Annotated in this window: 3 protein-coding genes; 1 reads left to right on the top strand and 2 read right to left on the bottom strand. The window is 72.2% G+C overall.

Translation table 11 applies throughout. The features are described 5' to 3' along the window. The first annotated feature begins 64 nt into the window (after positions 1 to 64). A complete protein-coding gene (gene pbpC / locus IPK71_22260; GenBank protein MBK8216462.1) occupies positions 65 to 2443 on the top strand; it encodes a penicillin-binding protein 1C in 2379 nt (792 codons plus the stop codon). 29 nt (positions 2444 to 2472) lie between these two features. Here the strand turns inward: pbpC and IPK71_22255 are convergent, their stop codons facing one another. Then, a complete protein-coding gene (locus IPK71_22255; GenBank protein MBK8216461.1) occupies positions 2473 to 8034 on the bottom strand; it encodes a tetratricopeptide repeat protein in 5562 nt (1853 codons plus the stop codon). Continuing rightward, positions 8031 to 12842, bottom strand: coding sequence for a tetratricopeptide repeat protein (locus tag IPK71_22250; GenBank protein ID MBK8216460.1), 4812 nt, complete (start codon positions 12840 to 12842; stop codon positions 8031 to 8033). Before IPK71_22250 ends, IPK71_22255 begins: the two co-directional genes overlap by 4 nt. Positions 12843 to 12977 lie beyond the last annotated feature (135 nt).

Raw genomic sequence — 12977 nt, 5'->3', positions numbered from 1 at the left:
TCGCGCCGTTCTCGGGCGACCGGGGCGGGCGAAGCGAAGCTCACGAGCGACGCGCGTCGTTCGGGTGCTGCTCGCCCTCGTGCTCTTCCCGCTCGTCGTGCTCGTCGAGCGCGCCGCCGGCCTCTCGCTTCCCGAGGGGCTCGGGGGCTCGGGGGCGCACGCGTCCGCTTCGGTGCTCTACGTCGCCCGCGACGGCACCCCGCTCCGCGAGGTGCGTGGCAAGGAGCACGTCCGAGCCTCGTGGGTCCCGTTCGACGACCTCGGGGAGTCGACCCGCGCCGCCATCCTGGCCGCCGAGGACGCCCGCTTCGGGCTGCATCCCGGGATCGACCCGCTCGCCGTCGTCCGGGCCGCAGCGCAGCTCGTGTGGAATCGACGCGTCGTCTCCGGGGGCTCGACCCTCACCATGCAGCTCGCGCGGCTCGTCGCGCCACACCCACGCACGTTCCGGGGGAAGGTCGACGAGGCCGCGCTCGCGCTCCGCATCGAGGCCGCGCTGCCGAAGAGGCGCATTTTCGAGGAGTACGCCAATCGCGCGCCGTTCGGTCCCGACGTTCGCGGGATAGGGGCAGCGAGCCGGGTCTACTTCGACAAGGCTCCGCGCGATCTCTCGGTGGCCGAGGCGGCGACCTTGGCCTCGATCCCTCGTGGCCCCTCGCTCTACACGGTGGGCAAGCGCACCGATCTCGTCCTCCGTCGCCGCGACCGGGTCCTCGGGCGCATGCGCGCGGCCGGCTCGATCTCGGAGGAGGTGTACCGTCGTGCGCTCGCCGAGCCGCTCGCGCCTAGGTTCACGAGGCCCGTCTTCGGAGCGCCCCACCTCGTCGCGGGGCTCGCGAGCGGGGCTCTCGCCGAGCTCGGTGGGGGCGTCGATCTCGGCTCTGCCCGTCGGGTGGTCCTCTCGATCGATCCCGATTTGCAGAGCGAGGTCGAAGCCCAGGTCCGCTCGATCGTCCGGCCTCTCGCTGGGAAACACGTGACGGCCGGGGCGGCGATCGTGCTCGACAACGCCACCGGGCAGGTGCTCGCCTACGTTGGATCTCCGGCGTTCGACGACGCGAAGCACCTCGGCCAGAACGACGGCGTCGTCGCCCTGAGGCAGCCGGGCTCGACCCTGAAGCCGTTCGTCTACGGCCTCGGAATGGAGCGCCTCGGGCTCACGAGCGCGTCCGTCCTGCCGGACGTCGAGCTCTCCGTCGAGCTCCCCTCCGGCGTGTATCGGCCGAAGAACTACGACGAGAGGTTCCATGGCCCCGTCCGGCTGCGCGAGGCGCTCGGGAGCTCCTACAACGTGCCCGCCGTGCACGTTGCGCTCCGCGTCGGCGAAGATGCCCTGCTCGAGCGCCTCCGCGCGCTCGGGATGACGAGCCTCACGCGCGACGCGGCCCACTACGGCCCCGCGCTGGCGCTCGGCGACGGCGAAGTGAGGCTCGTCGACTTAGCGAATGCTTACGCGACGTTGGCACGTGGAGGGGAGAGCCTCCCGGTCCGCGCGGTGCTCCGCATCGAGGCGCGCGAAGGACAGCTCCGCGAGGTCGCCACGCGACCGCGTGACCGCGTCTTCCCGCGCGTCGTCGCCGCGGCGATAGCCGACGTCTTGGCCGACAAGGGCGCGCGCGTCCCGGCCTTCGGAGAGCGGAGCGCGCTCGACCTGCCGTTCCCGGCGGCGGTGAAGACCGGCACGTCGAAGGCGTTCCGAGACAACTACGCCGTCGGCTTCACCGATCGGTTCACGGTCGCCGTGTGGGTAGGCAACTTCGACGGATCTCCGATGCAGGGGGTGAGCGGCGTGACGGGCGCGGCCCCGGTCTTTCAGGCCATCATGCTCGCCGCGATGCGAGGGCACGAGGGAGACAAGCTCACCTCGTCCGAGGCCGACGAGCTTCACGACGTCACCGTGTGCGCGCTCTCCGGCGGTGCACCCCATACCGGGTGCTCCCACACGGTCCGCGAGCGTGTCCCTCGCGAGCGCCAACTACAACCGTGCGCCTTCCACACGACGGTCGAGGTCGACACGCGCAATGGTCTCCTCGCTTCCGCCGAGTGCCCGCGCTCCGTCGTGAGCGAGCGGCACGTCGAGGCGTACCCCCCGGAGCTCGTCGCGTGGGCGAAGGCCGCCATGCGTCCGCTCGAGCCGACCGACGGGTCCCCCTTGTGCGGCGGGAGGTCGGCGAAAAATGCGGCCTACCTCCAGATCATGGCCCCGCGAGACGGCGCACGTTTCGCGCGTGATCCCGATCGCCCTCTGTCGCAGCAGACGGTCCCTGTCCGCGTCGCCGGCACGCTCGGCGCCCCGGTCCGCCTCCGGCTCGACGGAAAGGTCGTGCTCTCGTCGCGGATCGGTGAGCCGCTCTCCTTTGCCCTGAGCCCTGGGGAGCACGTCCTCGTGGCCGAGGGGGCTGGGGACGTACGCAGCGAAGCCGTGCACGTGCGCGTCGACTGACGGCGCGCACGTACGACCTCGCACGACCGTTACAGGCCGAGGCGGGAGCGCGCCTCCGCGTACGCGTCGCTGACCGAGAACGTCATGAGGTCACGCGCCTCGGCGTTGCGAGCCACCCACGCCGGGCGCTCCTCCGCGCCGTGAGGTGCGTGGTCTTCCTTCATCGTCCACGCGATGGCATCCAGCGCGGCCCCGGGATCTCCGACGGCGAGCAGCGCGACGCGGTTCGCCCAGCCCATGATCGCGGAACGTAGCTGAGGACCGGACGTCCCAAGCTGCCCGGCCGCCTCGAGCGCCATGACCCCGAGACCTGCGTCTTCGGCGGGCATCGTGGGGCGGAGGCGCTTCTGCATGTCGCCGAGCAGCCCCTGGGGTACGTTCGCGGGCTTCCAGCTCGGGTTGAAGAGCGAGAGCCACGCCGAGACGAGCGCGTTGACCTCCTCGGACTTGCCGCGCACGAGGGCCGAAGCGCGTACCGAGACGAGCTTGAGAGCGCGAACGATGAGGAACGCGCGGGCCTTGTCGCTCCCCATGCCGAGGAGGCGCTCCCCGAGGACGATCGTGGGAGGTGTGCTCGTCTTCGGCAGCGCCACGGCGCCGACGCGCGGCGAGACGAGCACGAGCAGCCCCGAGAGCCCCATCGCGTTGCCCGCGCCCTTGATGAGCGGCGCCAGCGGCGACGAAGGGTCGAGAGGAATGGCGTCCAAACCTTCGGAATCCATGGGGTTTCCGCGATCTAGGCCGTCGCCCGCGCGGGCGAGGAGACCCCGCAGCGCGGGGCTCAGCACCTCGGGCGCGAGCAGATCGTCGAGCTCCGCGCTGGCCGCCGCGAGCTCGGCGCCACGAAGGTCGGAGGGTTGGTCGGAGATGGCCGCGAGCGTCGCGGACACGACGCGTGCCGCGTCGGCCTTGCCACGCAGCTCGTACGCGGTCGCGAGGGTCTCGAAGAGGGACGTGACGAAGCGTCCACCCGCGAACGCTCGCCGTGCGTCGCTCGCCGCGCGATCGAGCAGCACGTGCATCGCGGGCTGCTGGTTATGCCGCGCGAAGAACTCGGCGAGCGCGCGGAGGGCCACGACCGACAAGGGAAATTCCTTTCGGGCGGCCTCGAGCGTCTGCTCGGCCTTTCGTGGATCCCGGCCCGTCGTCTCGTGGATTTGAGACAGCTCGACGAGGCGTGCCAGCCGGTCTTCGGGCGTCTTGGCGAGGCCGACGACCTGCTGCTTGACCTCGACCGCGCGGGGGACGTCGTTGCGCCGACGGTAGACGGCCACGAGCTTCTCGAGCGTGGCGACGTCGTCGGGCGCGTGTTTGAGCACCTCTTGGAGCGCGACCTCCGCCCGGCCGAGGTTCCCGAGAGGCCCCGCGTAGAGGGTCGCCAGCGCGTCGAAGACACGCACCGACTCGGCCGACGAGAGCGCGAGTCGCGAGAGGGCCACGTAGGCGCTCTCGGCTTCTTCGTGCGCGCCCTCTTTCACGTAGATGTCGGCGACGGTGAAGAGCGCCTCGCGGTGGTCCGGGCGCACGTCGAGCGCCGCCTTGAGGACCTCGCGCGCCCGTGCGACGTCGCCCATTTCGGCGAGGGCCCTCCCGAGCTGAACCTCGAGCGACACGCGCGCCTCCGGATCCTCGATCGTCGCGAGCCTCGACTCGAGGAGCTCGGCGAGGGCGACGTCCTTCTTCTGGGCCGTGTAGAGGGCGAAGAGGCGATCGTAGACGTCGGCGTAGCTCGCATCGAGCATGGCCGCCTGCTCGAGAGCGAGCACCCCGCGCTCCTCGTCACCGAGCGACTCGAGCCAGGTCCGGGCCGCGTCGTACCAAGCGACGAGCTGATGCTCGCGCACCACGCTCGTGCGGGCCTGACTCTCGCAAGCCTCAGCGGCGCCGCGCAAATCGCCGGCGTGAGAGCGAACCTCGGCGAGGAAGCCCCACGTGATGACGTCGCCCGGATCGGCGGCCGCGGCGCGCTCGAGGTAGGTTTTTGCGTCTTCGGGAGAGCCGAGCCGGGCCGCGGCCTCGCTCGCTCGGAGGAGGAGAGAGGCCGTCTCCGAGGCCCTCGTCGACTCGTCGAGGAGGCGCGAGAGTGCCACCAGCACGAGGGCGTCGTCCTTGCGGGCCCGCGCGTGAGAATAGAGTGCGCGTGTCGCCCACAAGGTGGGAGCCGACTCGTACGCGAGCTTGACGACGTCGAACGCGGTCTCCCACCCACCGCCCTCGGGGGCGCGCGTCCGGAGCTCGCACGCGGCGTACGCGTGGGCCGAGCACTCGGGAGCGCTCCCCGATCCGAGCGCCTGCGCGATCGAGACGAACACCGGATCGAGCTCCGCGTCGCGCCCTTCGCCGACGAGGGAGTGCTCGATGTAGCGAAGGCTGGGGAGATGCGACGGTTCCTCTTCGAGGACGGAGCGGTGCCAGAGGAGTGCGCTCGCCTGGTCCTTGCGCCCTTTGGCGTCGAGCTCGGCGAGGCGCTCGTAGGCTTCGCGACGAAGCCCGGGGGTCTCCGCGGCCTTGGCCTCTTCGAGCAAGACGTCGGCGAGCCGAGAGGCCTCACCGGCCTCGATCTCGAGGCGATCGAGCCAGACCGTGGCTGGTCCGTCGGCGCCCGCCTCGACCGCTCGTCGAGTCTGGGCGAGGGCGTTCTCCGTGTCGTGGTGCGCGACGTGCTCCAGGGCAGCCTGCATCGCGAAGAGCGCTTTTGCGTCGCCCGTCGAGATCGCGGACTGGGCCTCCCGGAAGGGAGCCCGCGGCGCCTGCGGATCGAGGCGCTCGTAGAGCTCGCGGAGCGCGACGTCGTTCGGGAAGGCGGCGTGAGCCTCGGCGACCCGCTCCGCCGCGAGGGGCATGTCGACGTCGGCGACGAGGAGCGCCTCGCGGACGCCGTCAAGGGCGAGCTCGAGCGCGTCCTCGGACGCCTGCCGGCGCTCGCGCGTCCACCGGAGGACCTCGGCTTCGTCTCCCGCGCGGCGCGCGCCACGTTCGGCGAAGAAAGCCGCGAGACCGAGCCCGGGAGCGTCCGCGTGAGCGGCGACGATTTCGGCCTGACGGGTCTCGTCGGGAAGGTCTTCCCGTGTCGTGGCCTCCAGCCGGAGGATGGCGGCCGTCGCCCCCGAGAGCCCGCGCGCCGTCTCGAGCAGCTCCGTCGTGACGTCGAGCGCGTCGTCGGCGGCGATGGCCATGCGCGTCCAGCTCTCGGCCGGGCTCGAGCCGTCGCGCGCCGCTCGGAGCGCGACGGCCGCGCGCATCCGATCGCCGCTCCGTTCGGCGACGAGGGCGCGCGCGAGGTGTCGGTCCCTTGCGCGTGACGTGTCCGCGGAGCTTGCGAGCGTCGCGAGCGCTTCGCCGAGGACATTCGCATCTCCGTCTACGATGGCGCGGAACGTGAGCACGGCGTCCTCGGCCCTCGTGGGCTCGCCGAGGTCGCCGTGGGCCGCCGCGAGCCCGGCGGTCGCTGCGCCGGCGGCGGCGAGGCGCGCGAGACGCACCTTCGCTCTCGCGGGCACGTCCCCCGCGACGTGCGAGGCGCGCGATTCTCCTTCGAAAGTCGCTCCGCACAAGGCCGCTCGGAGCACGTCGAGCGCTTCACCGAGGGGCTCGAGCGAGGGCCGCGGGTCGCCGCCGGCAAGCGCCGTGAGGACCGCGATCTCTTCGGGCGAGAAGGCGTCGGGGCTCGTGAGGGCCCCGAGCACCGCCTCCTTGTCCGAGAGCTCGAGGCTCCGCGCGACGTGAGCGCGCCTCGCGAGGCGATCGCCCGCTTCGGACAGGCTCCGCAGCGTCTTTTGCGAGGCCTTACGCGTGCCGATGGCGAGGGCACCGAAGGCGGACGAGAGCCACGCGGCGGCCTTCGTCAGCCCGACGACGCGCCCGATCTCCGCGGCGGTGGCCTGCGCCGAGGCGAAGTCTCGGAGGTCGACGAAATGGCGAAGCCTGCGGATCGCGTCGTTGGGTACGAGAGCGTCCGGGAGGCCTTCCGAACGTGGGGCGCCGCGGAGTGCGAGAATGTGCGACACCGCCTTGTCGAGGGGCTCGAACTCACGAACTTCGGACAGCCGGAGGCTCGGGCTCGTGTGGTCGCGACGGCCAAGCGCGTCCGCCGCGAGCGCGAGCGGGGCGCGCACGTCGACCGGATCGAGCTTGGTCGCTTGCTCCCACCGCGCCCGCGCACCGTCGAGATCGCTCGACGCACGCGCGACGTCGGCGGCGAGGAGCGTCGCGTGCACGCGCGCCGCGGCCGTACGGGCGTGCGGCACCTCGGCGTCGAGCTCTTCGAGGGCGTGCGGAGCGGACGGCGGCGTGAGGCCGCGCGTCTGTGCCCACGTGAGCGGCAAGTGAGGCGCGATCTGGCGAGCCTCGGCGGCGAGCGCCACGGCCGTGTCGGCGTCACCGGCGATGGCGCGTAGCTCGCTCACCGACAGGAGGGCGCGCGCGCGGTCTTCGGCGTCCTCGAGGGCCCGCGCCTCGTCTTCGAGCCACGAGGCCCGCTCGCGGAGTGTGTCGAGCGCGGCTCCATCGAGCCAGTCGTGGGCGGGGCGCTCGGCCTCGAACGTCGGTGGTGGGCGAAAGACCTCGCTGCGCGGCACGAAGCCACCCGCCGACGGCTCGAGGGGGAGCGGATCGAGTTGGACGGGCGGGGGGGCCTTCGGGCTCGTCTGAGGCTTGACCGCCGCGGGCACTCCGGTGGGTGCGTCCGCGATGTCGTCGTCGAGGGAGGGGCCATCGTCGATGCGCCCGAACGCCCCCGTCGCGCTGCTCTCCGAGGTCGGGCTCGTCTCGCCGAGTGGCTCGGCCACGAGGGTCGGCTGGCTCGGGGCTCGGGGGCGGAGCCGAGGCGCGCCCCTCGTGGCTCGTGTCGAGGTGAGGTCGCCCTCGACGTCGATCTCGCCCGCTGCGGCGAGCTCTTCGAGCGAAATCGCTCGCGTTCGCCCCTCTGGAGGGGCTCGGTCGAAGAACGCGGGATCGGCCGGGGCCGCGTCCGCGGGCGGCGGCGCGGTCGGGATTTTCTCGGCCGGGAGCTCGTCGTCGTCGAGACTCCCCTGCGTCAGCTCGGCCATCGTGAAGGCGCGCGTCTGCGCGTCGTCCGATGACTTGTCGGCGAACGTCGGGAGCGCGCGCGCGGGCTTCTCGGCGCGCGGAGGCGGCTCGTACTCGACCGCGCGGGTGCGCGCACTGTCGGGCACTCGGTCGTCGGCGCGGGCGGGCGGGTCGGGGACGGGGGTCCTCAGATCCGGCGAGTGGAGGTCGCTCGCATCCGAGGGTGTGCCGAAGGGGGGGACGGTCGGTGGTTGCGACGTGCGCGCCGGCGGCGAGACCGACTTGCCTCGCGCGAAGAGCGGTCCGAGCCCCCCACGTCGCTCCTCTCCGCCGGACGGTTCGGGTCGTGAGACGCGCGGCTCGACGGCCATGGCCATCGTCGGCTGGGACGGGGGAGGGGGCTTCGGCGCCTTCGGTGGCGCGGCGGCAGCGGCCGACCCCTCGTCCTTCCCTTTGCCCTTGTCGGGGTCGTCGCCCGGGGCAACGACGACTCGCTGCTCCCACTCGTCGAGCGCCGCGTCCCAGTCGATGTCGGAAAAATCGGGCAGCTTCTCGTTGCTCATGCGGAGGCCTCGAGGCCGAGGAGGCGACGAATGTCGAAGTAGTCGGGAGAGAGGACGAACCGAAGCAGATCGGCGCACCGGAGGTCCTCGCGCGCGACCCGGGGGAGGTCTTGGAGCGAGAGGCCGAACGCGTCCGCGAGCACGACGCTCGCATCGCCCGAGGCGATCGCCGACACACGGTGCTGCGAGGCGATCGCCCGGGGCACCCACGTCTTCGCGTCGCGGGGTTGCTGCGCGAGCGCCTGGCACACCGGCTCGATCGCCTTCTTGGTCTTGCGCGCGATGGCCTTCGAGAGGGCCCGCTCGACCTCGGCTAGGATCGCGTAAGGTGGCGAAGTCATTCGAACTTCTACGATGTTGCAGGCCGCCACGGCGATCGCGGCGATCGTGGTGTCGTCGCGCCACCGCGTGACGACGGTGCCGCGCACGATGGAGAGGAGCTCGCGCGCCACACGAGAGCGGATCTGCGGCGAGAGCGGCGCCATCACGCCCGTCCCCACCACCAAGGCCGGCACCTCCCCGGGGACACCTTGGACGGCCGTCGGGTCCTTGCCGCCGACGTAGAGCTCGAAATCGGCGATCCCGAAGGCGCCCGCCCACGCCGCGATCTCGTTTCGAAGGGCGAGCCCGCTCCGCGGGTCGACGCGCTCCTTCTTCGTGACCCCGAGGGCCGCGAGCGTCGGGCCGAGGGCCTCGGCGATGGTCGGACCAAGGAGGCCGAAGAGCTGGGCCAAGGGCCCGTCGTCGCCGGGAGCGAGCACTCGCTTCAGGAGCGCGTCGGTCATGGCGAGCTGGGGAGCCCGCGGTTTGTTCGCCGAGAGCTGCGCGAGCATCTGCTCGAGGGACCCGTCGGGGCCGTTCGTCGCGAGCGCGACCGAGAGCGCGGCGTGCTCGAGCACGGGCTCTCCGAGCGAGCGAGTGACTCGGGCGAGGCGCTTGGCGTGGGCGGGCGTCCCCGGTTCACGGCGCAAGGCCTCGAGCAGCGAGGTCCGCGCCCTGTCGAGCAGGTGGCGCCGAGACTCTCGTTCGATGTCGTGCTCGACGAGAAAATCGATCCCTTCGCCGTCGGTCGGTGCCTCGTCCAGGAGCTTCGTGACGGCCTTCACGCCGCGCGAGGGGGCCTTCAGCCGATCCCGGTAGATCACCATGGCGAGGCGAGCCGCCTCGATCCTCCCTTCGCGCGTGTCGCGCTCCACCATGAGCTCTTCGAGGATCGAGCTCGCGGGCTCCCACGAGCCCGTCCGAGCCGCCGCGCGGGCGAGCCGCTCGCGCACGGGCAAGGTCGAGATCTTCGCCCGGTGGAGCGTGAGCAGGACTCCGAGCGCGAGGTCTTGCCGCGAGAGCTTGTTCTCGTAGAGGTCGACCGCGGCGACACCGGCCGTGATGCGGTTCTTCGCCGGCGCGCCGTCGACGTGCGCCAAGCGGGAGAGGTACGAGGCCGCCTCTTCGTAGCGCCCCCGACGGATGTAGATTTCACCCATCAGAGCGAGCGCGCCGACGTGATCCGGGTCGATGGTCTGGACGTTCTCGAGCGCGTAGAGAGCGCCGTCGAGGTCGCCCTTTTCGCGGAGCGCGCGGGACTGCTCCCAGTAGAGCCGGGCGACCTCCTCGCTGTCGTCGGTGTGGCCGAGCCTGCGTTCGACGAGGTCGAGGACTTTGTCCGAATCCTTGCGGTCGCGCACGCGGCGGAAGAGCTTGTCGAAGGCCACGAGGCGACCGGGATCGCGGTAGACGGCCTGGTCGAGCGCCGCCTCGGCGCGTTGCTCCTGTCCGAGCTCGAGCCACGAGAGCCCCGCCTGCTCCCAGTGCACGGCCGCGCGCGCCGCGTTGGCCATACGCGAGCCGAGCTGCTCGCTCGCGACGGCGAAGGTCGTCAGGTCGTTCAGCTCGTGCGCACAGGTCCGCACACCCTCCCACGATCCCAGATCTCCCGCGCGAGCGGCGGTGGCCGACCGGAAGAGGTCGAACGCGGCGCGCTTGTCTCCCGCGTAGTACGTGGACCACGCGGAGAGCGCGGCGACGTCGGCGTCGGTGTCCTCGCCGAGGGCGTTCCCGAGGCGATCGAGCGCGGCCGCGCGCCGCCGTGGGTCGGAGCCGGGTGGGGAGAGCTCGAGGTTCGCGAGCCGCACGGCGTGCGAGGTACCCGAGACGAGCGCTTTCGGCGTTTGGGCGTCGAGGACGCGGTCGAAGAGGCGCGCGCTCGCGGCGACACCCTCGCGTGCTTCGTCTTGGAGGGCCTCGGCGAGAGCCTCGCGAGCCGTCACCTCGCGCATGCCGTCCCCGGCGGCCATCGCAGCCGAGAGCCACTCGACGCCGGCCCCGAGCCCACCTCCGGCGGCGAACCACGAGCCCGCGGCCTCCGCGAGGTCGTCGTGCCCCAGGTCACGCGCGAGCCTCGTGCGCTCGCCGGCCGCGAAGAGCGAGCCCTCGGGACCGAGCAGCGCCACGCGTCGAAGCGCTCGGTCCATCGCGTCGGCGTCGGTGTCGGCGTCGGCGGAGCCGAGCACCGCGAGCGCCGCGGCGAGAGGGATGGCTTCGTGATCGACCTCTTCGGCACGCTCGAGCGCGCGCCGCGCTTCGGGGAGGTCGTCGGCCGCGATGGCGTTCGCGGCGCGTTCGAGGAGCCACTCTCCCGACCCCAGCCGCTCCTCGGCCGCATCGAGCGCCGCGCGCCGCGCGTCGGGCGCCTCGAGGTTCTGCGTCCGCTCGGCCCACGCGTGCGCCACCTCGGCTGCCGAATCGAGCTCCTTGGCGGCGCGGAAGGCCAATTGTGCCTCCGCGAAGCGCCCCACACGCGCTCTCAGGAAGGCGGCCTCGAGGTGCATCGCCGCGGCGAGCGGCGCGTCGGCCATCGAGCGAGCGGCTCCCTCCAACGTGCTGGCGACGTCCGTCTCTTGAGCCCCGAAGCGCCGCGACAGGTCGGCGTAGAGATAGGCGGAGAACGGGTCGGTGGGCTCTTCCTCCGCGAGCACCCGCGCGCGCGCGACCGCCGCCTCGCCATGCCCACGGGAGGCCGCGAGCAGCGCCGACAGAAGGCCGAAGGTGCGCGAGTCGTCCGTGCCATGGGCGCCGGAGTCGAGCTCGGCGATGGCCGACGAGGTGCGATCGTCCGAGCCGAGGCTCGGCACGAAGACGGAGGCGAGACGCACGATCTCCTTGCCGTCGTCGAGCCCTTCGAGCCGCGCGAGCGCCTCTTTCGCTCCCTCCACGTCCTTCGCGGCGACGCGCTCGTGGAGGAGCTCGTAGGCGACGGCGAGCCGCTCGTCGGTCGCTACGTCGGGCGAAAGAGTACCAAAAAGTCGAATGGTTTCATCGCGGTAGAACGCATCGTCGCCGAGCGCCTTCGCGAGGCTTCGCCCGAGGCGCGCCGTCGTCTCCGGGGAGACTGTCGCCGCACGGGCCCGATCGAGCGCCCGCTTGGCTCGCTCCACGTCACGCGCGCGCGTCGCGGAGAGGAAGGCGCCGAGGAGGGCTGCGCGCCCGCGCGCTTCGGCCGTCGGGAACGACGGCTCGAGCCCTTCGAGCCGATCGAGGAAGGGGAGGACGTCGGGGGCGTCGGCGAGGAGATCGAGCTCGAGCGCGCGCGCCGGCACGCACATCGGGTCGCGCTGCGTCGCCGTCGTGACGGCGGCGAGGGCCTCCCGCCCGGCCCCGCGGCTCGCCGCCTCTTCGGCGACGCGCATGGCGAGCGCCGCAGCGAGCCGACCGTCGGTCTCGTGAGGGAGCCACGCCGCTGCGTCCCGAGCCGCCGCGCCGACGTCACCGACGATCTCGGCGATGCGGATCCGCGATGCCAGCACGAGCTTTCGCGTGAACGAGGGGGACTCGCGCTCTCCCTCGGTCTCGTCGAGGACCCGGGCGGCGCGGTCGAGCAGCGCCCGCGCGTGGTCCATGTCCCCGCCGAGGCGAGCGTAGCCGGCCGCCGTGACGAGACGCTCGATTGCATGCGCGACGGGGACCGTCCGGGGTACGCCGTGCCGAGCCCCGGTCTCGGGGCTCGTGCGTGCATCGAGCACGAGCGAGGCTTCGGCCTCGAGGACGTCCGAGGCTCGACGTCCCCGGTTCGCCCCATCGTCGGCGGTGCTCCCCGCGAGACAAGCCGAAAGCGCGCGGGTCGCGATCCACGTCGCACCCGCGTCGAGCGCGCGCGCCCGCTCGAAGAGCTCGATGGCCCGATCGATCTCCCCCGACGTCTCCGCGAGGTGACCTGCGTCGACGAGCAAGAGCCCTCGCCAGGTCGGGTCGCCCGAAAGCTCGGCGCGGCCGAGGAGCGCTTCTTCACGGAGGGGGCCGTCCTGGAGCTTGGCGGCCACGATCTCGAGCCCGAGCCAGGCGGGCGCGGCCTCGTTCGGTGAGGCTTGTGCGTCGATCGCGTCTCGGAACGCGCCGCGCGCTCCCTCGAGATCGCCTTGGGACTCGAGGAAAGACGCTCGCGCCACGAGGGCGCGTGCCCGCTCGTCGGGCGAGTCGGCGGCTTGGACCAGCTTCTCGAGGAGGCGTCCGTAGTTCGTCGGAGAGCGCTTTTTTCCGAGGGTTCGTGCGAGGCCCTCGAGCGCCTCGTGGAACTCGGGCTCCGTGTTGAACGCCGCGAGGTAGTCGCGGGCAGCCTCGCCGTCGTTGCCGCTTTGCTCCTCGAGCTCGCCGATCTCGTAGAGCAGGCGAGCCTTTCGCATCGTGTCGCCGGCGTGCTCGACCTCGGCTCGGAGCCGGGAGAGCGCGGCGGCCGAAGACTCGTCGCCGGTGGGCGGAGCGGCGTGGTCGGCGTCGGGGAGCTTGGGGGCGGAACGTGGCGATTCGGGTGCGGTCATCGGCCGTAGGAAGTGCGCGCGTCGAGCGCGTTCTGCGCGCCCGGAAATCGGCGGACTTTCGCTCACGAGCTTACGCGGCTTCGTTCGCCTATGAAAGAAAGACCTGGACGAGGCCACAAACGCAGGAAGGCGCCG

The sequence above is a fragment of the Myxococcales bacterium genome, from assembly GCA_016712525.1.
Lineage (GTDB): Bacteria > Myxococcota_A > Polyangia > Polyangiales > Polyangiaceae > JAAFHV01.
This window is presented reverse-complemented; position numbering and strand designations above follow the sequence as displayed.

Excerpts from the sequence above, each read along its gene's own strand:
- IPK71_22255 (MBK8216461.1), bottom strand. The coding sequence starts at position 8,034 with ATGAGCAACGAGAAGCTGCCCGATTTTTCCGACATCGACTGGGACGCG.
- IPK71_22250 (MBK8216460.1), bottom strand. The coding sequence starts at position 12,842 with ATGACCGCACCCGAATCGCCACGTTCCGCCCCCAAGCTCCCCGACGCC.